The organism is Gordonia sp. NPDC003424 (assembly GCF_053588655.1).
In genome coordinates, this window is sequence record NZ_JBSFQJ010000030.1 from 1 (window position 1) to 24,566 (window position 24,566).

Here is a 24,566-nt window from a genome sequence, read left to right on the forward strand (position 1 = left end):
GTTCCCCTCGCACCTGCGTAAGGCGATCATCATCCGCGACACCTGCTGCATCAAATGCGGGACCCGCGCCGGCTACACCCACGTACACCACATCAACTTCTGGGCTGAGGGTGGTCCCACCGATCTGGACAACGGATGCCTGCTGTGCCCGGCCTGTCACACCCAAATCCACCACGGCGACTGGCAGATCATCCTGGGCGCCGACCGCCACCCCTGGCTCATCCCACCAGCCTCGATCGACCCGACACGCACACCGCTACCCGCCTACAACCGACGCACCCTGACCCTCGACGACCGCATCGCCGCATGACCCAAACGCGGGCCGGGCGGAAGGCTTCGCCACGCCCCGGCGCTCAGCATACGAGGATGCGAGTGCGCCGAACGGCACCCAGCGGTCGGCGCGGCCCGGCCGACACGGCTCAACCAGCGCACACCCGCGGCCCGCCCGAACCTGTCGGTACCCGGTGATACAACAGCCTCAGCCAATGAAGCAGAGTCAGCCACCCAAACCTGTGTAACCCACTGACGCGCAGCACATTCCAGCGAAGCACATTTCCCGCGCACCCGACCCGTCGGGACCGCGCACGCACCTTGAGAACTCCATAGTGTGAACTGTGGGCCGACGCCAGTGGTTGCCTGCCGGGACAACAACTTCCGGCAGGCAACCCCAGCGGGCCGCGCCCCTCGCTCAGCCGGCGGAAGCGGTGCGCACCACCATCTTTCCGGTGTTGTCGCCGCGCATCAGGCCCAGGAACGCATCTACCGCGTGATCGATGCCATCGACGACGGTTTCGTCATGGACCACATCGCCATTCGCGATCCACTGCGCCATCTCGCCGGTGAACTGCGGCAGCTGGTCGAAGTGGTGACCGACGGTGAAGCCCCGGAGTGTCAGGCCGCGCGTGATGATGTTCGCCATGTTCGACGGCCCCGGAGTGCGTTCGGTGCTGTTGTACTGGGCGATGGCACCGCACAGCGCCGCGCGGCCGCCGTCGTTGAACGAGTCCAGAGCGGCCTCGAGGTGCTCACCGCCCACGTTGTCGAAGTAGACGTCGATCCCGTCCGGCGCGGCGGCCCGAAGTTGTTTACGCACCGACGGCTCGTCCTTGTAGTTGAACGCGGCGTCGTAGCCGTACCGCTCGGTCAACAGCGCGACCTTCTCGGCGGACCCGGCGGAACCGATCACCCGCTTGGCGCCCTTGAGCCGTGCGATCTGCCCGGCCGCGGTACCCACGGCGCCGGCCGCGCCCGAGATGAACACGGTGTCGCCGGCCGTCATCTCGGCGATGGTGAGCAAGCCGACATAGGCGGTGAGTCCCGTCATGCCGAGCATGCCGAGATACACCGACGACGAAAAGCCCTGGGGTGGTTCGGGAATGGCGCGGAACCCCGATGCATCCTCCTGCGCCACATCGCGCCAGCCATACTGGTGCGACACCAGGGTTCCCGGCGGAAGCGACTCCACAGTGGACGCGATCACCCGGCCCACCGCACCGCCGGTCATCGTTTCATCGAGCTTGAACGGCGGGATGTAGCTGCGGGTGTCGATCATTCGACCACGCATGTACGGGTCCACGGAGATGAACTCGTTGGCCACCCGGACCTGGCCCGGCTGGAGGTCGCCGTATTCGACGCTCACCGTGCGGAAATCGTCGTCGCTCGGCCACCCGACTGGGCGGTTGACGAGTTGGATCTGAGTGCTGTTGTGGGACATGGGAATCACCTTTCGATGGGGTGTGGGGTGTCAGAATGCGGCGCCCGCCAGGGCGAGCAGAGCGAGGCCCGGTGCCGATATCTGGATCAATGCCGGGCGGGTCTTGCTGCGGTCGGCGGCCATCAGCACGATGCCCGCCAACGTCATCGACCCGCATCCGGCCACGATCAGAGCGACTCCGACGGACGATTGGCCGAGGAGTAGCGCTACGGCACCGACGAGCGACATCGCCGCGAGGAACAGGTTGTAGAAACCCTGATTGAAGGCCAGTTGCCGGGTTGCCATGGCCTCCGACTCGGTGGTGCCGAAGACGGCACGACCGCGCGGTGTGGTCCACCACAGCGATTCGAGCACGAAGATGTACACGTGGATGGCGGCAGCCACGCAAGCGAGCACTGCGGCAAGAACGGTCACGACAACTCCAGTCATTTTTTTGAACTGACCGTTACACAATAGGGGTAGAGTGGGTCGCAGGCAAGTGCCGAGGACAGGTGTACGAGAGGAGTGGCGATGGGCAGAACGCAGGCGTACGACACCGCGGAGGTCGTGGCGGCAGCACGGAATCTGTTCTGGCGGAGAGGTTTCGACGCAGTATCGGTCAGCGATGTGGAACGCGCGACCAGTCTCTCGCGATCGAGTGTCTACCACGCCTTTGGCAGCATGCGGGGACTGTTCGACGCCGCGGTGCAGGACTACCTGGTCACTGTCGTGCGTCCGCAACTCGGTGCGCTACGCGGTCCCGACGTCACCCCAGATGCTCTCGAAACCTATCTGCACCGGATGTCCACCGCGATCGCCCGTCTCGACGACACGACAGGTCCCACCGGCTGTCTGCTCGTCGCGACCACCGGCACGACCCTCGGCGACGACCCGGCTGTGCGAGAGGTCATCGCCGCCTACCACGCCGAACTCCTCGCCGCGGTCAGCGCCGGCGTGCGGGCCCGATACCCGGACATGGACGGGGCGATCACCGCCGATCGCGCGACCATCATCACCGGAGCACTCGTCGCGGCGCAGACTCTGGCGCGCGTCAACGCACCCGAGGCGGTGCGACTCCTCGACGTGACCGCGGCCACGCTCGCCCGACCCTTGCCCTGACGGCCGCTGCGATAGGGTCACCAAGACATTCGGATGAGGCGGGGAACCGCGAGGAGTGAAGGGACTTCGATGACGGTTTCATACGGGGGCCGCGACTACCAGCTGGTGATGTTCGACCTCGACGACACACTCGCGCCGTCGAAGAGTCCGCTGCCCGATGAGATCGTCGCCGTCTTGACCCGCATGCTGGCGACGACCAAGGGGTGCATCATCTCCGGCGGACAATTCGGCCAGTTCGAGAAGCAGGTCATCGACCGCCTCGGCACGGTCGACGGACTCGCCAATCTGCACCTGATGCCGACCTGTGGCACGCAATATGTCCGGTACTCGGATGACACCTGGGAGACCGTCTACGCGGAATATCTCACCGACGACGAGAAGAAGCGGACCATGGATGTCCTCGAGGCCGGTGCAAAGGAACTCGGCCTGTGGGAGACCGACACGTGGGGCCCGATCCTCGAAGACCGCGGTAGCCAGATCACCTTCAGCGCGCTCGGGCAATCCGCACCCGTCGACGCCAAGGCGACATGGGACCCGGACGGCCGCAAGAAAGAATCTCTCCGCGCCTACGGTGCGGAGAGACTCCCGGATCTCGAGGTGCGCAGCGGCGGCTCCACATCGGTCGACGTCACCAAGAAGGGCATCGACAAGGCCTACGGCGCGCGGAAACTGATGGACATCCTCGGCCTGGGCATCGGCGACATCCTGTTCTTCGGCGATCGGCTCGACGAGGGCGGCAACGACCGCCCCGTCAAGGACCTCGGCATCGAGTCGATCGCCGTCGAGGGCTGGCCGGACACGTACGCCAAGCTGTCGGCGATCGTCGACAACTGACCCGGGCGCCGCATCAGCGCTGCGGCGTGTACATGACGTTGCCGTGGTCGACGAGGAGTGCCTTCTTCAGTCCGGCGATGTCGGCTGCCGTCAGGCGAAGGCCCGTGCGCACATAGTTGTCGAAGCTGCCGTAGACCTGATCTGCGGTGGTGAACGACGCGTTGAGCAGTGAGATGTTCACGCCGTTGATGGGATCGTTCGGGCTCGCGTGCCGGAAGGTGTTGCTGGCCAGGTAGTCGGAATTGATCGTGGCCCGGTCCACGCCCAGGATGGTCAGCAATACGGCCGAGGCCCAGCCGGTCCGGTCTTTGCCGGCCGTGCAGTGGAACAGAGTGGTGTTGCCCGTGGCAGCCGTGTTCTTGATGTCGAGCAGCGTGTTGCGGAACGCGAGGCGGGCGTTGGGATCGGTGACGAACGCGCGGTAGGCCGCCTGCAGGTCGATGAGTGTGGTGGGGGGCGTGGTCCCGAGCACGTCGAAGTTGTGCATGGTGGCACCCGGGACGGGTCGATCCGGCTGAAGTACCTTCTCGATGCCGGTCCGCAGGTCGATGACCGACGTGACCTTCATCGACGCCAGCTTCTTCTGGTCGGCGGGGGTGATACGCGACAGGTTGTCGCTGCGAATCACGTTGTTGCGGATCGATTTTCCGTCGGTGGTTCGATACATCGAGAAGGTGCGGGTGTTGTCGGTGCCCTGCAGTGGGATCAGTTGACGTGTCGCGGTCGGCGACGGCGCGGGAGCAGGGGCGGCCACGGCAACGGTGGGTGCGATGAGTGCCGGCGCAGCGACGATGGCCGCCGCGACCAGTGTTCCGGCGAGTCGTCGACGGACCGCAGTGTGGTGGGCGATCATCTCGTCTTCCTTCCGCCGACCACGAGTCGGCCATCGGTTGGGTGCGCCGGGTCGTGGCCAGGCGTCGTCCGGCGTCACGTTAGTCGAAGGCTCCCCGGGGCCATCACGGCCGCCAGAAACCTGGATGCAACCACTGACCGACGCGCAGAATATGGGTGTGGCGATCGCACTGGATCAGGCGTGGATGTCCCAGCTCCCCGAGCTCCGGTGGTGCTCGATGCGCCGACGTGTTCGAGCCAAGATCGGCGACGCCACCGTCGTCGACTCGCGTGATTCGCGACAGGTGTGGGAGCCACACCGCGTGGTCGGTTCGTACGCGGTACCGGTCACCGACATCGTGCCCGCACCCGATCATCCGACGACGGTGACGGCTCTGGCCGAACATCCGCGGATCATGACACCCGATCACCGATTCGAGATGCACACGATCGGCGGGGTCCAGTGGCGCATCCCGTTTCCCGGGCGACCTCTCGAAGCGGTGGCCTTCACGCCCGACGACCCCGATCTCGACGGCTACGTCGTACTCGACTGGGCGGCGTTCGATGAGTGGTGGGAGGAGGAGCAGGTCGTCGTCGGGCATCCGCACGACCCGTTCGCGCGCATCGACACGCTGACCACCACCAGACACGTCGTCATCAGGGCAGGGGACACGGTCTTGGCGGAAAGTCGGCGGCCCACGTTGCTGCTGGAAACACAGCTGCCGCCCCGGCACTACCTTCCGCGCGAGGACGTGCGGATGGACCGGCTCGTACCCAGTGAGACGCGCACGACCTGCGCATACAAAGGGGAGGCCGAGTACTGGTCGGTCGCGGCCGACGGTCGGGAGATCGCGGATGTCGCCTGGACCTACCGCGACCCGTTGCACGACGGTCTGCCGATTCGCGACCTGATCTGTTTCTACGACCATCTGGTGGAGGTCGTCGTCGACGGAACTCCGGGGCGGTGACCCGCCGATTCTGCGATGATTGACGCCCGACGGCCCGATCGGGGAGCCGGCGTGGGGGAGGGGCGGATGAGGATGACGGTCGGGCACCCGAATGGCGTCGGCGCATCGCGCGGTCGACGCCACAGCATCGCCGTGATCGTCGCCCTGCTCCTGATGGCGACGGTCCTCGGGGCCCTGCCCGCACACGCCACCCCGGCAGGTGCGCTCCCGATGTGCTCGGGCGTGGGTGCGCCGCGGATCCTGGTCGACCGCCCGGGGAGCACATTCGAGGCCGCCGCCTTCGACAACCGGGGACGGCTCCTCCTCAGCGACTGGATCGGCAATCGCCTCGCCGTGCTGGATCACCCCGGCGCTGCTGCCGGCACCCTGGCCGCCGTCGACTCGCCCGGCGGACTCGCGCCCGAGCCGGGCGGAGGTGTGCTGGTCGGATCGGGGGTGACCGCGACAACCCTGGGACCCGGCACCGCGGCTGCCCGGCTCCTGAAGATCGATCCCGCGACCGGGAAGACCACTGTGCGTGCCGCGGGACTGTCGGGCGCCAACGGCGTCGCCCGTGCACCCGACGGAACCGTGTACATGTCGAGCGGCGCGGCGGCCGGTATCGACCGGGTCCGTCCGGACGGACACGTCGACCGCGGCTGGTATCGGGCCACGCCGGCCAACGGTCTGGCGGTGTCGGCAGACGGGAAAACGTTGTACGCCAACGTGTCCCTGGGTGATGCCCGGATCCTCGCCATCGACACGAAGACCGGGGCGGCCCACACATGGTTCCGGCCGCCGTCGAGCCTGTCCTGGGCGTTCCTCGACGATCTCGACATCGATCGCGCGGGCCGGCTCTACGTCGCGGCCTACCTCGCCGGACAGGTCTGGCGGATCGACCCGAACCGAACCGGATGTGCGCTGGCCACCGGGCTGCTCGTCCCCGCAGGCATCAGTGTCGGCGCCGACGGCGGCAGGGTCGACGTCGCCGGGTTCTCGCACCGCAACGTCTATGTCACCACCCACGCGGGCCGCGTCCTCGAGATCCCCCGAGCGGTCCCCGGCAACTGATCGATCCGCAGCCGGGTGATCCCGGCCATGGCGAACACCCTTCGACAGGGTGATGATGAGGTCTTCCTCGCGTTCGTGGACAATCGACCGGGTCACTTCCGGAGACGAGGCGGTGGCGAACGTGATCGGGTGAGGAGGAGACGTGTCCGAGATGGTGCCGCTGAAGGTGCAGATGGTCGCCGCCACCGCGTTCACCGCGCCTCCCGACGTCGACTGGGCCACCGATGCCGACGGCGGCGAGGCGCTCGTCGAGTTCGCCGGCCGAGCCTGCTACCAGAGCTGGGACAAGCCGAACCCGCGGACCGCGAGCAACGCCGGCTATCTGCGGCACATCCTCGAGGTCGGTCACCTGTCGCTGCTGGAACACGCGTCGGTCACCTTCTACATCACCGGCATCTCCCGCTCCTGCACCCACGAACTGATCCGCCACCGTCACTTCTCGTACTCGCAGCTGTCGCAGCGGTTCGTCCCCGAGCACGACTCCAACGTCGTGGCACCACCGGCCATCCTCGGCGACCCCGAACTCGAGGCCCTGTTCACCGAGGCCACCGACGCCAGCCGCAAGGCCTACACCGAACTCCTCGACGCGCTCGAGGCCAAGTTCGCGGACGTTCCGAACGCGATCCTGCGCCGCAAACAGGCCCGGCAGGCCGCGCGGTCGGTGCTGCCGAACGCCACCGAGACCAAGATCGTCGTCACCGGCAACTACCGGGCCTGGCGGCACTTCGTCGGGATGCGCGCCACCGAGCATGCCGACGTGGAGATCCGGCAACTCGCCGTCGAGTGTCTGCGGCAACTGATGCGGGTCGCGCCGACCGTGTTCGGTGACTTCGAGATCGGCACCCTCGCCGACGGCACCGAGGTGGCGACCTCGCCGTTTGTCCTCGAGGGGTGACCTCGATCCCGACCCGCGTGTCCGATCCGCCCGCACGCGTGGGTCGTGCCGCGAGAAGGTAGCCTTGAGCACCATGAACGCAGGCGCGGAGCAGCTGCAGACGCATCCCTTCGGGACCATCGGAGTGGCGATGGTGACCCCGTTCAAGCCGGACGGTTCCATCGACCTCGACAAGGCCGCGGAACTGGCCGAACACCTCGTCGCCAAGGGCTGTGACGGCCTCGTCGTCTCCGGCACCACCGGCGAATCGCCGACGACCACCGTGGCCGAGAAGCTGGACCTGTTGCGCGTCGTGCTCGACGCCGTCGGCGACCGCGCCCGGATCACCCAGGGCGCGGGCAGCTACGACACCGCCGAGAGCGTCCGCTTCGCCATCGAGTCCGAGAAGGTCGGCGCGCACGCCCTGCTCGTCGTCACCCCGTACTACTCCAAGCCGCCACAGGCCGGTCTGCTGGCACACTTCCGGGCAGTCGCCGACGCCACCGAACTGCCGGTGCTGCTCTACGACATCCCGCCACGCTCGGTGGTGCCCATCGCCGACGAGACGATGCTCGCACTGGCCGAACACCCCAAGATCAAGGGCGTCAAGGACGCGAAGGGTGACCTGCACTCGGCGGCTCGGCTGATCGCGAGTACCGACCTCGAGTATCTGTCCGGAGAAGATGCCCTGAACCTCCCGTGGCTGTCGATCGGTGCCACCGGTTTCGTCAGCGTGATCGGGCACCTCGTCGCAGATCGCTTGCGCGACATGCAGATCGCGGTGGAGAAGGGCGACCTGAAGACCGCTCGCGAGCTGAATCAGTCGATGGCGCCGCTCGTGGACGCGATGGGCCGCCTCGGCGGCGTCACCATGGTGAAGGCATCGCTGCGCATCCTCGGTCTCGACGTCGGCGATCCACGGCTGCCTCAGGTGCCGGCCGACGGCCCGCAGATCGAGGCGCTGATCGCGGACCTCCGTGCGTCGGGTGTGCTCGCCTGATGACCGGACCTGGCCGCCGACGCCGGACCGCGAGCCGTAAGGCCGGACCGCCGACACCCGACACCGAATCGACCCGCCCTCCGAAACAGGAACCACGACAATCGGATTCGGAGCCACAAGAGTCGCAGTCAAATAGCGGGCGGCCGCCCCGACACTCGGCCGAGGCCGACGACGGTCGCCGCCAGCAGGGCCGGCGAGGCGCGAACCGGTCGAGTGGTCGGCACGAGCGCCGCGACAATCGGGACCGGCGCGGCGACACGCGCGAATCGTCGGCCCCCTCCGGAACGCAGGCCGCGGTCGATCGCCTCGGTACACCGAGACGTGCCCCCCGCAACGGGTTGCGGGTGGTGGCGCTCGGCGGTATCGGCGAGATCGGCCGCAACATGACCGTGTTCGAGTACGGCGGACGACTCCTGATCGTCGACTGCGGTGTGCTCTTCCCCGAGGACGCCCAACCCGGTGTCGACCTGATCCTGCCGGACTTCACCTACATCGAAGACCGCATGGACGACGTGGACGCGATCGTCCTGACCCACGGTCACGAGGACCACATCGGCGCGGTGCCGTTTCTGCTCCGACTGCGCAGCGACATCCCGGTCATCGGCTCCAAGTTCACCCTCGCCCTCGTCGAAGCGAAATGCCGGGAACATCGGTTGCGGCCCAAGCTGATTCAGGTCACCGAAGGTGAACGCACCACCCACGGACCGTTCGACTGCGAATACTTCGCCGTCAATCACTCCATCCCGGACGCGATCGCGGTCGCCATCCGCACCGGGGCCGGCGTGGCCCTGCACACCGGTGACATCAAGCTCGACCAGTTGCCGCTCGATGGTCGCCTCACCGACCTCGCCGGATTCAGCAGACTCGGCGACGATGGCGTCGACCTGTTTCTCGTCGACTCCACCAACGCCGAGGTGCCCGGTTTCGTCACCCCGGAACGGGAGATCGGTTCCGTCCTCGACCAGGTGATCGGGCGTGCCCGGCAGCGGGTGATCGTCGCGTCGTTCGCCAGCCACGTGCACCGCATCCAGCAGATCGTCGACGTCGCGCACGCCCACAACCGTCGGGTCACCTTCGTCGGGCGCTCGATGGTGCGCAACATGCAGATCGCGCAGGATCTCGGCTACCTGTCGATACCCGAGGGTGTCGAGGTCGACCTCGACACCGCGGCCACCCTGCCCGACAACCGCCTCGTCCTCATCTCCACCGGCTCACAGGGCGAACCGCTCTCCGCGCTGTCGCGGATGGCGCGTGGAGAACATCGGCAGATCAACATCCGCGCCGACGACCTCGTCGTCCTCGCCTCGTCGCTGATCCCGGGCAACGAGAACTCGGTGTTCGCGGTGGTCAACGGTCTGGCCAGGCGCGGAGCAACGGTGATCACCCAGCAGAACGCCAAGGTGCACGTGTCCGGGCACGCGTCGGCGGGGGAGTTGCTCTACCTGTACAACGCAGTGCGCCCGACCAACGTCATGCCGGTGCACGGCGAGTGGCGGCATCTGCGCGCGAACGCCGCCCTCGCCGTGGCGACCGGCGTCCCCGAGGAGCGGGTGGTGCTCGCCGAGGACGGCGTGGTGGTCGACCTCGTCGACGGCCGCGCCGAGATCGTCGGACGGGTGCCGGTCGGCCACGTCTACGTCGATGGCCTGTCCGTCGGCGATGTCGGCGAATCCACACTCTCGGAGCGGTTGGTCCTCGGCGAAGGCGGCTTCATCGCGATCACGGTCGCGGTCGACCCCGAGACGGGCCGAGCGGTGAGCTCACCGGAGATCTCGGGCCGCGGTTTCTCCGACGACCCTGACGCCCTCAAGGCCGCCGCCGACCTCGTCGATCAGGCCCTCGACGCGCTGGCCGCCGAGGGCGTGACGGATCTGCACCGGATCGCCCAGGTGATCCGCCGCACGGTCGGCCGCTGGGTGGCCGATACCTACCGTCGTCGCCCGATGATCGTGCCGACCGTGCTCGCCGTCGAATCCTGAGCGGTCGCATCCTGGGCCGTCGTATCCTCAGCGGCCACGTCTCGGCCGTCGTCCGTCGGCGCGCGTGGTTACTGTGAGGGTCGTGACACTCGCCCAAACCGAACGTGCTGCGCTCGTCGAGTCGCTGCGGGAAGCCGGCCCCGACGCGCCCACCCTCTGCCACGGCTGGACCACCCGCGATCTGGCCGCCCATCTCGTGGTCCGCGAACGCCGCCCCGACACCATGCCGGGCATCATGATCAAACAGCTCGCCGGCCACACCGAGAAGGTCCGCAAGCAGGCCGCCGAGCAGCCATGGGAGTCCCTGCTCGACGACCTTGCCGCCGGGCCGCCGCTGTGGTCGCCGTTCTGGGCGGTCGACCGGTGGGCCAACCTCGCCGAGATGTTCGTCCACCACGAGGACGTCCTGCGTGGCAGCGCCGCCCCGGGTTCGGACTGGACACCGCGCACGCTGTCGGACGAGATGCAGAAGGCGCTGCTGACACCCGCGAAGTCGATGGGGAAGATGGCGCTGCGCAACGCGCCCGCCGCGACGACGCTGCAGACCGTCGGCGGGGACGTCGTCGCCTCGGGTGGATCCGGTGATCCGGTCACCGTTGTCGGCACGCCGGGCGAACTGGTGATGTTCGCGTTCGGCAGGGCCCCGCTCAGCGTCACGTACTCGGGTGACGACGCCGCGGTCGCAGCTGTGATGTCGGCCAAGCGAGGTGTCTGAGCCGGCCCCCGATTCCTTAGCCGCCGCCAGCCCCGATTCCTGAGCCCGCCCCGATTCCTGAGCCGCCCCCGATCCCTGAGCCGCCCCCGATCCCTGAGCCGCCCCCGATCCCTGAGCCTGTCGAAGGGTTACGAATTCGACACACAACCCCGTTACCCCTGTTGCCCATGTTTCTGATGTGACGGGAGCCGACTAGGCTGTCGGCATGGCTTCGAAATCGACCTCGGGTGCGCGGAAGACGTCTGCACGACAGACCCCTTCGCGCGCGACCGCCGGCACGGTGAAGTCGGGAAGCCGGGGGGCACGCAGCACGAGTACCCGCACGTCCTCGTCACGGACGACCGGTGGTTCCCGCAGTACGTCGGCCACACGGAAGTCGGGCACCACGAAGCGTCGCGACACGCGCGCACAGGATGCCTCGGCCGACATCCACCGGCGCTCGGTCGCCGCGACCGGCGCCTCGGCGGTCGGTCGCGGACTCGGCGCCGGATGGTCGTTGATGGCGCGCGGGGTCGGTGGCCTGGCGCGGGCGGGCGGCGGCCGTGCCGAGACCTTCGACGAGACCCACGACGACCCCGACGACGGGTTCGACATCGACGGGCCGCTGCTCGACGACCCGCTCGGCGAGGACGACGACCCGATCGACCGGCCGCGGGCCCGCACGACCGCACCGCGCCGCGATCTGAGCGGACACACCCACCGGCGGGACGGGACCGCACTCGCGGTGCTCGCGAGCGCGCTGCTCGTCGCGGCCGCCGTCTGGTTCGAGGCCGGTGGCCCGGCCGGCGCGTTCATCGATGCACTGATCCGCGCGATCATCGGGTCGGTCGCGGTCCTGATGCCGCTCGTGTTGCTCGCCTGGGCCATCGTCCTGATGCGACGTCCACCGAACCCGGAGCACCGCGCCCGCTACCTCGGTGCCGGCCTGCTGATCGTCCTTCCGGTCCTCGGCCTGATCCACCTCGTCGCCGGCGCGCCGGTCGACCTGCCGGGCCGCTCACACGCGGCCGGGTTCATCGGCTTCGCGATCGGCACCCCGCTCACCGCGGGCGTCACCGCGTGGATCTCGGTGCCGATCCTGTTGCTCTGCATCGCCTTCGGCGTGCTGATCATCAGCGGCAAGACGGTTCGCGAGGTCGTCGACGCGACCTCCGGATATCTGGGTCTGGGCATCGGTTCGGCCGCCGCCGACACCGCCTCCTGGGACGACTACGACGACGAGGACTACGACGACGCGCTGGTCGAACCCTCCGACGACGATCAGGTCACCGAGGTGCTCGGCGAACGCAGCGGCTACTCGCCCGACCCGTACGACAACTACCCACCGGACGCCGCACCCGTGCGCAGGGCGCGACGGTCTCGGCGACCGGTCGACCCCGACGTCGATGCGGCCGATTTCGCGGCCGCCCCCACGGTGTCGTTCGACGACGAGGTCACCGAGCCACTCGGTGAGCCCGAGGACGTTCCGGCACCACGATCCCGCACGACCAAGCGGACGAAGGCCCGGTCCACGCCGGCCACCGAGACCACCGATGTCGCCGACGCGCCACCGATGCCGTCGCCCGCCGTCCCGAGTGCCGACGGCGACTACCAGCTGCCCCCGTCGACGCTGCTCGTCGACGGCGAGCCGCCCAAGCAGGGTGGACGGTCCAACGACGAGATGATCGAGCGGATCACCGAGGTGCTCCAGCAGTTCAAGATCGACGCCGCGGTCACCGGCTACACCCGCGGCCCGACGGTCACCCGCTACGAGGTGGAACTCGGGCCGGGCGTGAAGGTGGAGAAGATCACCGCGCTGCAGCGCAACATCGCCTATGCCGTCGCCACCGACAACGTGCGGCTGCTCGCGCCCATCCCCGGCAAGTCCGCGGTCGGCATCGAGGTACCCAACAGTGACCGCGAGATGGTCCGGCTCGCCGACGTGCTCAACGCACCCAAGACCCGTAAGGACACCCATCCGCTGGTCATCGGCCTGGGCAAGGACATCGAGGGCGACTTCGTCAGCGCGAACCTGGCCAAGATGCCGCACCTGCTGGTCGCGGGCTCGACCGGCTCGGGTAAGTCCAGCTTCGTCAACTCGATGCTCGTGTCGCTGCTCACGCGCGCGACCCCCGACGACGTCAGGATGATCCTCATCGACCCGAAGATGGTGGAACTGACGCCGTACGAGGGCATCCCGCATCTGATCACCCCGATCATCACGCAACCGAAGAAGGCTGCCGCCGCACTCGCGTGGCTGGTCGAGGAGATGGAACAGCGTTATCAGGACATGAAGGCGTCGCGGGTGCGGCACATCGACGACTTCAACACCAAGGTGCGCTCCGGCGAGATCACCACCCCGCTCGGCAGTGAACGGGTCTACACGCCGTACCCGTACATCCTCGCCATCGTCGACGAGCTCGCCGACCTGATGATGACCGCGCCCCGCGACGTGGAGGACGCGATCGTGCGGATCACCCAGAAGGCACGTGCCGCCGGCATCCACCTGGTGCTGGCGACCCAGCGTCCGTCCGTCGACGTCGTCACCGGCCTGATCAAGACCAACGTGCCCTCGCGACTGGCGTTCGCGACGTCGTCGCTGACCGACTCGCGGGTCATCCTCGATCAGCCCGGCGCCGAGAAGCTCATCGGTATGGGCGACGGTCTGTTCCTGCCGATGGGCGCGAGCAGACCGATCCGCATGCAGGGCGCCTACATCACCGACGAGGAGATCGCGGCCGTCGTCGACTTCACCCGCGTTCAGGGTGAACCCGAGTACACCGAGGGTGTGACGACGGCCAAGGCCGGCGACAAGAAGGAGATCGACGGCGACATCGGCAACGACCTCGACGACCTGTTGCAGGCCATCGAGCTCGTCGTCTCCAGCCAGTTCGGGTCGACCTCGATGCTGCAGCGCAAACTCCGCGTCGGCTTCGCCAAGGCGGGCCGCCTGATGGACCTGATGGAGACGCGCGGGGTCGTCGGGCCCAGCGAGGGGTCCAAGGCGCGCGACGTGCTGGTCAAACCCGAGGATCTCGCCGGGGTGATCGCCTCGATCACCGGTGGCGGCGACGATTCCGGGAATCCCGAATAGCGTTGTTGCTCAATCCAATCCGTGCTCATCGAGCCATTGCCGGGCGCGTCGGGCCGACGCACGCGACAGCCATGCGTCGCTGATGACCTCGGCCAGCTCGTCGTAGGAGATCTCGCCCACCCGCGAGGTGCGGAGCAGGACCGACAGGTGACCGTCGAAGTGCGGGGTGGTGAAGAACGGTGAGTCCTCGTCGCCCACAAGCGCGAGCTTGTCGGCTTCCGACGGCACCCAGAAGACCACGACGTCGTCATACCGTTCGCCGGTGTCGGGATCGACGGCGTCCGGACGTGGTGTGCGGAAGAACACGAACGACTTGCCGCCGACCTGATAGATCGGTCGGCTGCGGTCGTCGTTCCAGATCGTGACGTGTGGCATCGCGAGCGCGAGGTCACCGATGTCGGAGACTCTCGCGGGTCGTCGCCGAGCCATGGGTGCCAGAGTAGGCGCCGATGAGTTAGGCTGTCCGAAGATCGAAGAGGGGAGTATCCCCGACCTCGCGGCGTGTTCGTCAATACGGCCGTCCGGATGTCACGGTGCCGATCATCGTGACGCCGCCGGCCCGGGCACGTCGGTCGACACCCACGGGTGATCGGCGGGAGAGACCTCTGGCATCGCAACCTTGTGCTGCTTGCTGGAGGAACTCGTCATCATGCATGTTTCAACGACCGTCTGGATCATCACCTGTCTGGTGATCCTGGGTCTGTTCGTCTTCGACTTCTTCGCGCACGTCCGCGTGCCGCACGCCCCTTCGCTGAAGGAATCGGGGTTCTGGTCGGCCGTCTACATCGGCATCGCCATCCTGTTCGGGCTGTTCGTGTGGTGGAACTGGGGCCACACCTACGGCGGTGAGTACTTCGCCGGCTACGTCACCGAGAAGGCCCTCTCGGTCGACAACCTGTTCGTCTTCGTCATCATCATGTCGAAGTTCGCCGTACCCCGGGAGTATCAGCAGAAGGTGCTGCTGCTGGGCATCGTGATGGCGCTCGTCATGCGCGGCATCTTCATCGCGGTCGGCGCCGCGGCGATCAACGCCTACGCGTGGGTCTTCTACCTGTTCGGCGCGTTCCTGATCTTCACCGCGATCAAGCTGCTGCGGGAGAGCGACGATCCGGTCGAGCACGAAGAGGAGCGCGAGACGCGACTGGAACGCTTCGTCAAGAAGTACCTGCGCACCACCGACACCTACGACAGCGACAAGCTGTTCACCAAGGTCAACGGCAAGCGTCTGGCCACCCCGATGCTGATGGTTCTCATCGTCATCGGCTTCACCGACGTGCTGTTCGCGCTGGACTCGATCCCGGCGATCTACGGACTCACCCAGGAGCCCTACCTGGTGTTCACCGCCAACGCGTTCGCGCTGATGGGTCTGCGTCAGCTCTACTTCCTGCTCGGTGGACTGCTCGACCGCCTGGTCTATCTGTCCTACGGGCTTTCCTTCATCCTGGCCTTCATCGGTGTGAAGCTGGTGCTGCACGCCCTGCACGAGAACACACTGCCGTTCATCAACGGCGGCGAGCATGTCCCGGTGCCGGAGATCTCCACGGTTGCCTCGCTGGGCGTCATCGTCGGCACGTTGGTGATCACCACGGTCGCGAGCCTGATGAGCTCGAAGGGCCGCGACAGATCGGAAACCTGACCTCGAGGGCCGGGCCGGCTCAGGCCGCGCCCGGCTCGCCGAGGAAGTGCCACCCCAGCCACCACCACAGGATGACGATCGCGAGGCGTGCCGGCCGGTCGGCCATCAGATTGTCGAACATCGCCGTCGGTGTCGCCTCCCGGTCACGCGCGGCGACCACCAATGCGCTGATCAGCAACGCGACGGCACAGCCCACATATATGGCGATGCTGACGGTTCTCATGTGCGGGCCCGGGTCAGCAGGAACCACCCGACCGCCACCCACACGAGGGTGCCCACGATTCGGCCGGGTGTGGTCGCCATCGTCGGCCCGAGCAACGCGCTCAGCGTGAACGTCGGCAGGCGCGGGTCGAGCCGTCCCGCGAAGAACTCCAGCAGCTCCCACATGCAGCCGGCGCCGAGGATGACCGCCCACGAGACTCCGAGCACCCGCAGCGCCGGAGACCACGACCTCGGTCTCGATTCCGGGGGCTGCGGCCATACCGCGACGAGGGTGGCGGCCAGCACCGCGAGCAGGGCGCATGTCATCACGATGCTCGAACGCGGGACCGCACACAGGGTGACGGCAACCGCGGTCGCCACACCCGCCAGCGTGTATCTGCTCACCGGCCCGCGAACCGGGGCGGGCGGGAGAAGGCCCAGGCCGTCCGCACCGATCACGAGGGCGCCCGCGCCGCAGACCGCCGCGCCGATCACCTGTTCCCGCACGATCTGAACGACGCAGAAACCGACCACCACGCCCATCCAGACGAACGCGCTCGGCCGCCGGCGGCGGGCGGCCATCAGTCGCCGAACGGCCCGTAGATCTCGGTCCACTCGACGATCCGCACCTGATCGACCGCCCGATGCGCGATGAACGGGTCATTGTTCTGAAACGCCTCGGCGCCGTCGAGGCTGTCGGCGCGGATGAAGATGAGCGCGCCCGATCCGTCCGGGTACGGGCCGGAGGCCAGGACGTTGCCGGCGTTGAACTCCTCGAGCAGCCATTCACGGTGCAGCGAGCGGTACTCGTCGCGGATCGCGGCCTTGGCCGGGCCATAGGAGTAGTGCACTGCGAAGATCGCCATCGTCGGCTCCTGTTCGGTGTTGGATTCGAGGTCTGTCAGAGGTTGGCGAGCATGCGGGTGTTGCCGAGGGTGTTCGGCTTCACATAGCTGAGGTCGAGGAACTCGGCGACGCCGGTGTCGTAGGAGCGGCACATCTCCTCGAACACCTCGCGGGTGACCGGAGTGCCCTCGATCTCCACGAATCCGTGGCGGCCGAAGAACGCGGTCTCGAAGGTCAGCACAAACACCCGCGACAACTGGAGTTCGCGTGCGACGTCCATCAGCCGGGCCACCAGCCGATGCCCGATCCCGTGTCCGGCGTGTCCGCGCTCGACGGCCACCGTACGAACCTCACCGAGGTCGGCCCACAGCACGTGCAGGGCACCGCAGCCGACGACCACCTCGTCGAGTTCGGCCACCCAGAACTCCTGGACGGCCTCGTAGAGGGTGACGAGATTCTTCTCCAGCAGAATGCGGCCGGCGTATTGATCGATCAGATCCTTGATGCGGGGCACATCGGATGTTCGCGCCCGGCGGATCACCACGCCCGACTGCGACGGGGTCTCCGAGGCCGGTTCGGGGGCGACAGGGGGCATGAATGATCACAGTAGTCGGGCGGTCCGACACGGCACACGGTGGTTTCGCCAGGACCGCGGGCAGGCGCGCCGAACTCGGCAGATAGGCTGGAAGGGTGCGTGGGGAGTATCGCCGGACGACGGTCCGGGCAGAGGCGATCGGGACATCATGACCGATCGCATGCGACGCGCCGTCGAGGAGCACGGACTCGCCAACGCCGGCCGCGTCCCGGACCACATCACCGATCCGGTTCATCACGTCCCGGTGCTCAACATCGCCAACGTGCTCACCGTCTTCCGCATCCTGCTCGTGCCCGTGTTCGTCGTCGTGCTCTTCGCGGCCGGCGGCCACGACACCGGGTGGCGGATCGCGGCGGCGGTGGTCTTCGCGGTCGCCGCCATCACCGACCGCTACGACGGCAAACTGGCACGGCAGCGCGGCCTGATCACCGACTTCGGCAAGCTGGCCGATCCGATCGCCGACAAGGCGCTGATGGGCGCCGCGCTGGTCGGGCTATCGATTCTCGGCGATCTCTCCTGGTGGGTCACCGCGGTGATCCTGGTACGCGAACTCGGCGTCACCGCACTGCGGTTCTGGGTACTGCGCCACGGCGTGATCCCCGCCAGTCGCGGCGGCAAACTCAAGACGCTGCTGCAGGCGGTGGCGATCGGTCTCTACCTGCTCCCACTGGCCGGTGCGTGGCACGTCGCCGCCGCCGTGGTCATGGGTGTGGCGCTGGTGGTGACCGTGGTGACCGGATTCGACTACATCTGGCAGGCGGCCGCTCTCCGGAGTCGGGCCGGCTCGAAACGCGGTACCGCGACGCCGGCCGACGGCAGTCGATCCGACGTCGGCCGGACCTGATCCCCACCGGAATCCGCCCGGCCGTGTTCGCCCTCGGCGCAACTGCGTGACGCGCGCGGCCCAGCGCGGCACCCGGCCTGATCTTCGACTACTGTCGTCGGCACAGGATCGGACATCGACCCTGAGTGTGGACGTCGGAGATGGAACTCGACGCCATGCGCGTACGTTGACTACGCGGCCGCGCATCGTAACGGGCGACGCCGTGACGCGACACAGAGCAGTGAGGAGGACGCTCGATGGCAGTGCTACTACGGGAGGCGCTCGGCGAGCGCCTGCGCCGGGTTCGTACGCAGCAGGGGCGCACGCTGCGCGAGGTGTCCACCGACGCACGCGTGAGTCTCGGATATCTGTCCGAGGTGGAGCGTGGACAGAAGGAAGCGTCGTCGGAACTGCTCGCGTCCATCTGTGATGCCCTCGACGTGGAGATCGCCGACCTTCTGCTCGACGTCGGCCACGCCATGCGGCCGGCCGGCGACGATTCGCCGGCCACGGTGGATGCCGGTGTCACCGAGGCCGACATGGCCGTTCTGGACACCAAGGTGGTCATCCCCGCACCAACCGGGCACTCCGAGCCCGCCGCACTCGCCGCCGCCTGACTTTTCGCCGCCGACTGTCGGTGAGAACGGCTAGATTGGTGGCAGACCCTGCCCGAAACACCGCAATTGGGAGTTGACGAAAAGCATGGCCAATCCGTTCGTGAAGTTGTGGCGCTACCTGATGGCACTCGGCAACGCGAAGATCGATGAGAACGCCGACCCGAAGGTGCAGATCCAACAGGCGATCGAGGACGCTCAGCGTCAGCACCAGGCGCTGTCGCAGCAAGCCGCGTCGGTCATCGGCAACCAGCGTCAGCTGGAGATGAAGCTCAACCGGCAGCTCGAAGAGGTCGAGAAGCTGCAGTCGAACACACGCCAGGCGCTGACCCTCGCCGATCAGGCGTCGGCCGCCGGGGACGTTGCCAAGGCACAGGAGTACACCAACGCCGCCGAGGCGTTCGCCGCGCAGCTGGTCACCGCCGAGCAGAGCGTGGAAGACCTCAAGTCGCTGCATGACCAGTCGCTGCAGGCCGCCCAGCAGGCCAAGCAGGCCGTCGAACGCAACGCGATGATGTTGCAGCAGAAGCTGGCCGAGCGCTCAAAGCTGCTGAGTCAGCTCGAGCAGGCGAAGATGCAGGAGCAGGTGAGCGCCTCTCTCAACCAGATGAGCGAGCTCGCCGTGCCCGGCAACACCCCGAACCTCGACCAGGTGCGCGACAAGATCGAGCGTCGCTACGCCAATGCCCTCGGCCAGGCCGAACTCGCCAAGAACTCGGTGCAGGGCCGCATGGCGGAGGTCGAACAGGCCGGCGTGCAGATGGCCGGACATGCCCGCCTCGAGCAGATCCGCGCGAGCATGAACGGCGGCGCCCTGCCGTCCGCGGGAAGTGCCGCCCCGGCCGCGCAGCCGTCGGCCGCCCCCGCTCAACCGACGGTCGAGCCGCCGCAGACCGGAAACTGACCGGCCTCCACACCGGTTGATGGCACGTGTCGCGCTGGTCGCGGGACCCGATGCGGGACATGCCTTTCCGGCGATAGCGCTGGCCAGCAGGCTGGCCCGCGCGGGTATGCGGGCCACCGTCTTCACCGGTTCGCGATGGCGTGATGCCCGGGTGCCCGACGGTGTCGAGATCGCCGATCTGCCCGGTCTCGCCGTCGTGGACGGCGACGACGACGCGGACGCCGGAGCGAAACTGAGCCGCCGCGCCGCCCGGATCGCCGTGGCACTGGCCCCGGTGCTCGGTGAGCGTGGCATCGACGCGCTGATCTCCGACGTCATCACCGTCGGCGGTGGGTGGGCCGCCGAGCTCACCGGTATCCCGTGGATCGAACTGTCGCCACATCCGCTCTATCTGCCGTCGCGGGGCCTGCCGCCGATCGGCTCCGGACTCGCGCCCGGCGTCGGGTGGCGCGGCCGACTCCGCGACACGGTGATGCGCGCCGCGACCGCCCGCTCGCTGCGGCGCGGTGAGCGGCAACGCGCGCAGGCCCGCTCCACGATCTGCCTGCCCGGACCCGCCGCGCCGGCCGCACGTCTGGTCGCGACACTGCCCGCGCTCGAGGTGCGCAGGCCCGACTGGCCGTCCGACACCCACGTCATCGGGCCGCTGTTCTGGGAACCGACCGACGCGCTGTTCGATCGGCCGCCCGGCGCCGATCCGCTCGTGCTCGTCGCCCCGTCCACCGCGGCGACCGGCGTGGACCTGGCCGCCGCCGCCCTCTCGGCGCTGTCCGAAGAGCATCTGGGAATGCCTGTGCGCGTAGTGGTTTCGGCGCTGGACCGACCACACGGGGTGGAGTGTGCGGAACGTGTCGTGGTCGGTACCGGACGCCAGGACGAGATCCTGCGGCACGCGCGCGCGGTCATCTGCGGCGGCGGTCACGGCATGCTGGCCAAGGCGCTGGCCGCCGGGGTGCCGGTGGTGACCGTGCCCGGCGGTGGCGACCAGTGGGAGCTGGCGAACCGGGTCCGGCGACAGGGGAGTGGCCTGCTGGTGCGGCCGCTGGAGCCCGCGGCATTGGCCGAGGCGACGCGGCAGATTCTCGTCGACCCGGCGTTCACCGCTGCCGCCGAGCGCGCGGCGCTGACCGTGTCGGAGGTCACCGATCCGGTACCGATCGTCGAGAAGCTGCTGACCCGAGGGCACCAGTAGGCTGGCGGGCGTGCGTCTGACCGAGTTCACCGAACTGATCAACACCGAGTTCGGCGTGCTGTCGGCGGATTCGATGCTCGCCGACCATGTCCTGACCGAACTCGGCGGTCGCACGGGCGCGCAGGCCATCGAGGACGGGGTCGATCCCCGCGACGTCTGGGTGGCGATCTGCCGCGACTTCGACGTCCCGCGCGAACGCTGGTGATCTGCCGGCGGCACATCCGCGTGTCGCGCTTGCCATCGAACACATGTTCGTTCATTGTGGGTGGGGAACGGAACCGCACACGCATCGTGCGCGTCCAATCACTACAGGAAACCGACGCCCGAGCCGAGCCAACGAGACTTGTCAGACCCCGCGGCTAACGTGCAACACACATCAGCCACCACAATCCACCCGACCGGAGCACCGGCGGAGAGTTCGGAGGAGAATCCCATGGCAGCAGCGCCCCAGGACCGTGAGAAGGCCCTCGATCTCGCCCTCGCGCAGATCGACAAGAACTTCGGCAAGGGCTCGGTCATGCGCCTCGGCGAGGAGACCCGGCAGCCGATCGAGGTGATCCCGACCGGGTCCATCGCCCTCGACGTCGCACTCGGCATCGGCGGGCTTCCGCGTGGCCGCGTCGTCGAGATCTACGGTCCGGAGTCGTCGGGTAAGACCACCGTCGCCCTGCATGCGGTGGCGAACGCCCAGGCGGCCGGCGGCATCGCGGCGTTCATCGACGCCGAGCACGCCCTCGATCCGGACTATGCGGCGAAGCTCGGTGTGGATTGCGACGCTCTGCTGGTGTCGCAGCCGGACACCGGTGAGCAGGCGCTCGAGATCGCCGACATGCTGATCCGGTCCGGCGCGCTGGACATCCTGGTGATCGACTCGGTCGCCGCGCTCGTGCCGAAGGCCGAGATCGAGGGCGAGATGGGCGACAGCCACGTCGGCCTGCAGGCCCGCCTGATGAGCCAGGCGCTGCGCAAGATGACCGGCGCGATGAACAACTCCAAGACCACCGCGATCTTCATCAACCAGCTGCGCGAGAAGATCGGCGTGATGTTCGGTTCCCCGGAGACCACCACCGGTGGTAAGGCGCTCAAGTTCTATTCGTCTGTGCGCCTTGATGTCCGACGCATCGAGACCCTCAAGGACGGCACCGATGCGGTGGGTAACCGCACCCGGGTCAAGGTCGTCAAGAACAAGGTGGCACCGCCGTTCAAGCAGGCCGAATTCGACATCCTCTACGGTCAGGGCATCAGCAAGGAGGGCTCGCTGATCGACATGGGTGTGGCGGAGGGCTTCATCCGTAAGTCCGGCTCGTGGTTCACCTACGAGGGTGATCAGCTCGGCCAGGGCAAGGAGAACGCCCGCAAGTTCCTGCTGGAGAACACCGACATCCGCGACGAGATCGAGAAGAAGATCAAGGAGAAGCTGGGGATCGGCGCCGTCCTCGACGCCGACGACGTGGCCCCGGCCCCGGTCGAATTCTGACGTGAGCACCACGCAGGACCCCGAGGAACGCACCGGCCCCAGCGCGTGGGACGCCGCCCTGCGACTTCTCGGGGTTCGCGCGCGCTCCCGCCACGAGATGGTACAGCGGTTGTCGCGCAAGGGCTTTGACGAAGAGACGATCGACGATGTGCTGGGTCGTCTGGACAAGCACAAACTCATCGACGACTCCGAGTTCGCCGCCGACTGGGTGCGGGCACGGCAGGCCAATTCCGGTCGCGGACGCATCGCGTTACGTCAGGAACTGAAGGCCAAGGGCGTCGGCGCGTCGGACATCGAGGCGGCCCTCGACGTCGTCGATCCGGACGATGAACGTGCGGCCGCCGCCGGACTCGTCGCGAAGAAGCTCTCACCGTCGCAGACCGAGCAGCTCCGCGAGGATCCCGCCATGCGGGACAAGCTGTTTCGACGACTGGTGGGAATGCTGCTGCGGCGCGGCTATCCGCAGGCGATGGCCATCGACGTGGTCACCGAGGGTCTGGACGCGGCGGCGCCCGACCTGCCCTGACGCGGGATCACCGCTGGCCCGGCATGTTCTCCATCGCGGCGATGTCCACCTCGTCGGCGTCGGGCACGACGGTCTTGCGCCGCCCCTGGCGGAGTCGACGCTCGAGGTAGGTGGCGAACCACGACAGGGCGAAGTTGATCGCGATCATCACCGCGGCGACCACCACCAGCGCGGGCAGATAGTTGCCGTAGTACGACGCGGACTGGATGCCCGAGCGGACCACCTCGATGTAGCCGATGGCATAGCCGAGGGCGCTGTCCTTCAGTGCCACGACCATCTGCGCGACCAGTGCCGGGAGCATGGCGGTGATCGCCTGGGGCAGCAGGATCGAGGTCATCATCTGGCTCTTGCGCAGACCGAGCGCCAGTGACGCCTCGGTCTGTCCCTTGGGCAGCGAGTTGATGCCGGCGCGCAGGATCTCGGCGATGACCGAGCCGTTGTACAGCGTCAGGCCGGTGACCACTGCGGCGAACGCTAATTGCGACGAGGGGACCACCGCGTACTCGGCGAACAGGTAGTAGGTGAAGATCATCAGGATCAGCACCGGGACGGCGCGGAAGACTTCGACGAACAGCCCGGTCAGTCCGCGCACCCAGGTGTGCTCGGACAGTCGGCCGATGCCGAGGACGGCACCCAGGATCAGCGCGAGGATGATCGAGAGGAACGCCGCCTTCAGGGTGCCCCACAGCCCGGGAAAGACATAGGTGGTCCACGTGGTGGATGTGCCGAACGGACTCCACTTGTCCGAGGTGAGCTGGTCGTTGCCGGCCAGCACATAGATGACCCACGCGATGATCGCGATGATCAGCGCGATGAAGACCACCGCGATGATGTTGTTGCGCAGCCGAGCCTTGGGGCCGGGTGCGTCGTAGAGGACGGTTGCGTTGCCACTCATCGTTTCACCGCCAGTCGCTTGGCCAGGTAGCCGAAGGCGAAGCCCTCGGCCAGCGTGATGATCATGAAGCCGGCCGCGATGATCACGAACACCGCGATGATCTGGTCGGCGTGATTCTCGATCTGTTCCTTCATCAGCAGCGAGGCCTCCGCGACGCCGATGACCGAGGCGATGGTCGTGTTCTTGGTGAGCGCGATCAGCACGCTGCCGAGCGGTGCGATCACCGCCCGCAGCGCCTGCGGCAGAACGATGATCGAGAACACCTGTATGAAGCCCAGGCCCAGGGATCGGGCCGCCTCCGCCTGGCCGATGGGCACCGTGTTGAAGCCGGACCGCAGGGTCTCGCAGACGAACGTGGCCGTGTACAGGACGAACGCCAGCACCGCGAGCCAGAAGTTGTTGTTCTTGATGAAGTTCTCGTTGTCGGGGGCCAGCGCGAGCCCCAGATTCTGGTAGAGACCGACCGAGCAGAACAGCACGATCAGCGTGAGCGGCGTGTTCCGCACGATGTTGACGTAGACGGTGCCGAAGCCGCGCATCACCGGAATCGGCGACACCCGCATGCCCGCCAGCACGACGCCCCAGATCAGCGCGCCGATCGCGGAGAAGAACGTCAGCTTGATGGTCACCCAGAACGCCGGCCACAACAGCGGCCCCATGTCCGACCAGAGATCACCCATGGATCAGATCCCCCTGTGGTGTGTGTTGGAAATAGGTGTTC

The 24,566-nt window shown here is 67.6% G+C and carries 28 protein-coding genes; 18 read left to right on the plus strand and 10 right to left on the minus strand.

The features are described from left to right. Positions 1-310: HNH endonuclease (locus ACWDTI_RS26070; RefSeq protein WP_449741037.1), on the plus strand; the 310-nt coding region annotated here is incomplete at its 5' end. A gap of 378 nt (positions 311-688) precedes the next feature. Here ACWDTI_RS26070 and ACWDTI_RS26075 read toward each other — a convergent pair. Further along, positions 689-1,714, minus strand: a complete 1,026-nt coding sequence (locus ACWDTI_RS26075) for an NADP-dependent oxidoreductase (RefSeq protein WP_449741038.1) — start codon at positions 1,712-1,714, stop codon at positions 689-691. A 30-nt stretch (positions 1,715-1,744) separates the two neighbouring features. Then, on the minus strand, positions 1,745-2,143 hold the full coding sequence (locus ACWDTI_RS26080) for a DUF1304 domain-containing protein (RefSeq protein ID WP_449741039.1): 399 nt from the start codon (positions 2,141-2,143) through the stop codon (positions 1,745-1,747). 81 nt (positions 2,144-2,224) lie between these two features. Here ACWDTI_RS26080 and ACWDTI_RS26085 point away from each other — a divergent pair, with 81 nt between their 5' ends. Together ACWDTI_RS26085 and ACWDTI_RS26090 are read left to right on the plus strand one after the other, a co-directional pair. Then, positions 2,225-2,812: a TetR/AcrR family transcriptional regulator gene (locus ACWDTI_RS26085; RefSeq protein WP_449741040.1), complete on the plus strand. Its 588-nt coding sequence runs from the start codon at positions 2,225-2,227 to the stop codon at positions 2,810-2,812. A gap of 69 nt (positions 2,813-2,881) precedes the next feature. After that, positions 2,882-3,646, plus strand: a complete 765-nt coding sequence (locus ACWDTI_RS26090; RefSeq protein ID WP_449741041.1) for an HAD-IIB family hydrolase — start codon at positions 2,882-2,884, stop codon at positions 3,644-3,646. A gap of 13 nt (positions 3,647-3,659) precedes the next feature. Here ACWDTI_RS26090 and ACWDTI_RS26095 read toward each other — a convergent pair whose 3' ends face one another. Next, a complete protein-coding gene (locus tag ACWDTI_RS26095; protein WP_449741042.1) occupies positions 3,660-4,499 on the minus strand; it encodes a tyrosine-protein phosphatase in 840 nt (279 codons plus the stop codon). 157 nt (positions 4,500-4,656) lie between these two features. On the opposite strand from ACWDTI_RS26095, the gene ACWDTI_RS26100 reads away from it, so the two are divergent. The 7 genes from ACWDTI_RS26100 to ACWDTI_RS26130 all read left to right on the plus strand — a co-directional run bounded on the left by ACWDTI_RS26100 (position 4,657) and on the right by ACWDTI_RS26130 (position 14,136). Continuing rightward, positions 4,657-5,445: a DUF427 domain-containing protein gene (locus tag ACWDTI_RS26100; RefSeq protein ID WP_449741043.1), complete on the plus strand. Its 789-nt coding sequence runs from the start codon at positions 4,657-4,659 to the stop codon at positions 5,443-5,445. 66 nt (positions 5,446-5,511) lie between these two features. Then, positions 5,512-6,495: an SMP-30/gluconolactonase/LRE family protein gene (locus ACWDTI_RS26105; protein ID WP_449741044.1), complete on the plus strand. Its 984-nt coding sequence runs from the start codon at positions 5,512-5,514 to the stop codon at positions 6,493-6,495. Between the two features lie 142 nt (positions 6,496-6,637). Further along, complete coding sequence (gene thyX, locus ACWDTI_RS26110; RefSeq protein WP_449741045.1) at positions 6,638-7,390, plus strand: FAD-dependent thymidylate synthase; 753 nt, start codon at positions 6,638-6,640, stop codon at positions 7,388-7,390. Positions 7,391-7,463: 73 nt separating this feature from the next. Continuing rightward, complete coding sequence (dapA, locus tag ACWDTI_RS26115; protein ID WP_449741046.1) at positions 7,464-8,369, plus strand: 4-hydroxy-tetrahydrodipicolinate synthase; 906 nt, start codon at positions 7,464-7,466, stop codon at positions 8,367-8,369. After that, on the plus strand, positions 8,369-10,348 hold the full coding sequence (locus ACWDTI_RS26120; protein ID WP_449741047.1) for a ribonuclease J: 1,980 nt from the start codon (positions 8,369-8,371) through the stop codon (positions 10,346-10,348). Before dapA ends, ACWDTI_RS26120 begins: the two co-directional genes overlap by 1 nt. Positions 10,349-10,430: 82 nt before the next feature. Next, the gene (locus ACWDTI_RS26125; RefSeq protein WP_449741048.1) at positions 10,431-11,063 is read left to right on the plus strand and encodes a TIGR03085 family metal-binding protein; all 633 of its coding nucleotides are present in this window, start codon (positions 10,431-10,433) and stop codon (positions 11,061-11,063) included. A 205-nt stretch (positions 11,064-11,268) separates the two neighbouring features. Next, the gene (locus ACWDTI_RS26130) at positions 11,269-14,136 is read left to right on the plus strand and encodes a DNA translocase FtsK 4TM domain-containing protein (protein WP_449741049.1); all 2,868 of its coding nucleotides are present in this window, start codon (positions 11,269-11,271) and stop codon (positions 14,134-14,136) included. Positions 14,137-14,145: 9 nt separating this feature from the next. On the opposite strand, the gene ACWDTI_RS26135 is transcribed toward ACWDTI_RS26130, so the two are convergent. Then, positions 14,146-14,565, minus strand: a complete 420-nt coding sequence (locus ACWDTI_RS26135; RefSeq protein WP_449741050.1) for an MmcQ/YjbR family DNA-binding protein — start codon at positions 14,563-14,565, stop codon at positions 14,146-14,148. A 220-nt stretch (positions 14,566-14,785) separates the two neighbouring features. Between ACWDTI_RS26135 and ACWDTI_RS26140 the strand changes: the two genes are divergently transcribed. Further along, entirely contained in the window at positions 14,786-15,772 is a 987-nt protein-coding gene (locus ACWDTI_RS26140) for a TerC family protein (RefSeq protein ID WP_449741051.1), read from the plus strand. A 19-nt stretch (positions 15,773-15,791) separates the two neighbouring features. Here the strand turns inward: ACWDTI_RS26140 and ACWDTI_RS26145 are convergent, their stop codons facing one another. Genes ACWDTI_RS26145 through ACWDTI_RS26160 form a run of 4 tightly spaced genes read right to left on the minus strand, consistent with a single transcriptional unit; the run spans position 15,792 to position 17,414 of the window. Next, positions 15,792-15,995, minus strand: coding sequence for a DUF6186 family protein (locus ACWDTI_RS26145; protein WP_449741052.1), 204 nt, complete (start codon positions 15,993-15,995; stop codon positions 15,792-15,794). Then, positions 15,992-16,588, minus strand: coding sequence for a hypothetical protein (locus tag ACWDTI_RS26150; RefSeq protein ID WP_449741053.1), 597 nt, complete (start codon positions 16,586-16,588; stop codon positions 15,992-15,994). The genes ACWDTI_RS26145 and ACWDTI_RS26150 overlap by 4 nt, the downstream gene beginning before the upstream one ends. After that, positions 16,555-16,839: a YciI family protein gene (locus ACWDTI_RS26155; protein WP_449741054.1), complete on the minus strand. Its 285-nt coding sequence runs from the start codon at positions 16,837-16,839 to the stop codon at positions 16,555-16,557. The genes ACWDTI_RS26150 and ACWDTI_RS26155 overlap by 34 nt, the downstream gene beginning before the upstream one ends. Positions 16,840-16,874: 35 nt before the next feature. After that, complete coding sequence (locus tag ACWDTI_RS26160; protein ID WP_449741055.1) at positions 16,875-17,414, minus strand: amino-acid N-acetyltransferase; 540 nt, start codon at positions 17,412-17,414, stop codon at positions 16,875-16,877. A gap of 148 nt (positions 17,415-17,562) precedes the next feature. Between ACWDTI_RS26160 and pgsA the strand changes: the two genes are divergently transcribed. The 7 genes from pgsA (at position 17,563) to ACWDTI_RS26195 (ending at position 22,950) form a co-directional block, all read left to right on the plus strand. Further along, on the plus strand, positions 17,563-18,258 hold the full coding sequence (gene pgsA, locus ACWDTI_RS26165; RefSeq protein WP_449741056.1) for a CDP-diacylglycerol--glycerol-3-phosphate 3-phosphatidyltransferase: 696 nt from the start codon (positions 17,563-17,565) through the stop codon (positions 18,256-18,258). Positions 18,259-18,494: 236 nt separating this feature from the next. Further along, positions 18,495-18,854 carry a helix-turn-helix domain-containing protein gene (locus tag ACWDTI_RS26170; protein WP_449741057.1) on the plus strand — a complete coding sequence of 120 codons (360 nt, stop codon included), beginning with the start codon at positions 18,495-18,497 and terminating at the stop codon, positions 18,852-18,854. An 85-nt stretch (positions 18,855-18,939) separates the two neighbouring features. Further along, positions 18,940-19,755, plus strand: coding sequence for a PspA/IM30 family protein (locus ACWDTI_RS26175; protein WP_449741058.1), 816 nt, complete (start codon positions 18,940-18,942; stop codon positions 19,753-19,755). 19 nt (positions 19,756-19,774) lie between these two features. Beyond that, entirely contained in the window at positions 19,775-20,947 is a 1,173-nt protein-coding gene (locus ACWDTI_RS26180) for a glycosyltransferase (RefSeq protein ID WP_449741059.1), read from the plus strand. Between the two features lie 10 nt (positions 20,948-20,957). Then, on the plus strand, positions 20,958-21,152 hold the full coding sequence (locus ACWDTI_RS26185) for a DUF3046 domain-containing protein (protein WP_449741060.1): 195 nt from the start codon (positions 20,958-20,960) through the stop codon (positions 21,150-21,152). 228 nt (positions 21,153-21,380) lie between these two features. Beyond that, positions 21,381-22,424, plus strand: coding sequence for a recombinase RecA (gene recA / locus ACWDTI_RS26190; protein WP_449741061.1), 1,044 nt, complete (start codon positions 21,381-21,383; stop codon positions 22,422-22,424). Between the two features lies 1 nt (position 22,425). Next, positions 22,426-22,950 (plus strand): regulatory protein RecX, encoded by a 525-nt coding sequence (locus ACWDTI_RS26195; protein ID WP_449741062.1) that lies wholly within the window; start codon positions 22,426-22,428, stop codon positions 22,948-22,950. A gap of 7 nt (positions 22,951-22,957) precedes the next feature. Here ACWDTI_RS26195 and ACWDTI_RS26200 read toward each other — a convergent pair whose 3' ends face one another. Together ACWDTI_RS26200 and ACWDTI_RS26205 are read right to left on the minus strand one after the other, a co-directional pair. After that, entirely contained in the window at positions 22,958-23,845 is an 888-nt protein-coding gene (locus ACWDTI_RS26200; RefSeq protein WP_449741063.1) for an amino acid ABC transporter permease, read from the minus strand. After that, a complete protein-coding gene (locus ACWDTI_RS26205; protein WP_449741064.1) occupies positions 23,842-24,525 on the minus strand; it encodes an amino acid ABC transporter permease in 684 nt (227 codons plus the stop codon). Before ACWDTI_RS26205 ends, ACWDTI_RS26200 begins: the two co-directional genes overlap by 4 nt. Between the last annotated feature and the right edge of the window lie 41 nt (positions 24,526-24,566).

Coding starts and splice junctions, on each gene's coding strand:
- ACWDTI_RS26090 (WP_449741041.1), top strand. CDS start 2,882: ATGACGGTTTCATACGGGGGCCGCGACTACCAGCTGGTGATGTTCGAC.
- ACWDTI_RS26170 (WP_449741057.1), top strand. CDS start 18,495: ATGGCAGTGCTACTACGGGAGGCGCTCGGCGAGCGCCTGCGCCGGGTT.
- ACWDTI_RS26145 (WP_449741052.1), bottom strand. CDS start 15,995: ATGAGAACCGTCAGCATCGCCATATATGTGGGCTGTGCCGTCGCGTTG.
- ACWDTI_RS26160 (WP_449741055.1), bottom strand. CDS start 17,414: ATGCCCCCTGTCGCCCCCGAACCGGCCTCGGAGACCCCGTCGCAGTCG.
- ACWDTI_RS26155 (WP_449741054.1), bottom strand. CDS start 16,839: ATGGCGATCTTCGCAGTGCACTACTCCTATGGCCCGGCCAAGGCCGCG.
- recA (WP_449741061.1), top strand. CDS start 21,381: ATGGCAGCAGCGCCCCAGGACCGTGAGAAGGCCCTCGATCTCGCCCTC.
- ACWDTI_RS26120 (WP_449741047.1), top strand. CDS start 8,369: ATGACCGGACCTGGCCGCCGACGCCGGACCGCGAGCCGTAAGGCCGGA.
- ACWDTI_RS26105 (WP_449741044.1), top strand. CDS start 5,512: ATGAGGATGACGGTCGGGCACCCGAATGGCGTCGGCGCATCGCGCGGT.
- ACWDTI_RS26085 (WP_449741040.1), top strand. CDS start 2,225: ATGGGCAGAACGCAGGCGTACGACACCGCGGAGGTCGTGGCGGCAGCA.
- pgsA (WP_449741056.1), top strand. CDS start 17,563: ATGACCGATCGCATGCGACGCGCCGTCGAGGAGCACGGACTCGCCAAC.
- ACWDTI_RS26095 (WP_449741042.1), bottom strand. CDS start 4,499: ATGATCGCCCACCACACTGCGGTCCGTCGACGACTCGCCGGAACACTG.
- ACWDTI_RS26200 (WP_449741063.1), bottom strand. CDS start 23,845: ATGAGTGGCAACGCAACCGTCCTCTACGACGCACCCGGCCCCAAGGCT.
- ACWDTI_RS26175 (WP_449741058.1), top strand. CDS start 18,940: ATGGCCAATCCGTTCGTGAAGTTGTGGCGCTACCTGATGGCACTCGGC.
- ACWDTI_RS26135 (WP_449741050.1), bottom strand. CDS start 14,565: ATGGCTCGGCGACGACCCGCGAGAGTCTCCGACATCGGTGACCTCGCG.
- ACWDTI_RS26180 (WP_449741059.1), top strand. CDS start 19,775: ATGGCACGTGTCGCGCTGGTCGCGGGACCCGATGCGGGACATGCCTTT.
- ACWDTI_RS26205 (WP_449741064.1), bottom strand. CDS start 24,525: ATGGGTGATCTCTGGTCGGACATGGGGCCGCTGTTGTGGCCGGCGTTC.
- ACWDTI_RS26080 (WP_449741039.1), bottom strand. CDS start 2,143: ATGACTGGAGTTGTCGTGACCGTTCTTGCCGCAGTGCTCGCTTGCGTG.
- ACWDTI_RS26075 (WP_449741038.1), bottom strand. CDS start 1,714: ATGTCCCACAACAGCACTCAGATCCAACTCGTCAACCGCCCAGTCGGG.
- ACWDTI_RS26130 (WP_449741049.1), top strand. CDS start 11,269: ATGGCTTCGAAATCGACCTCGGGTGCGCGGAAGACGTCTGCACGACAG.
- ACWDTI_RS26140 (WP_449741051.1), top strand. CDS start 14,786: ATGCATGTTTCAACGACCGTCTGGATCATCACCTGTCTGGTGATCCTG.
- dapA (WP_449741046.1), top strand. CDS start 7,464: ATGAACGCAGGCGCGGAGCAGCTGCAGACGCATCCCTTCGGGACCATC.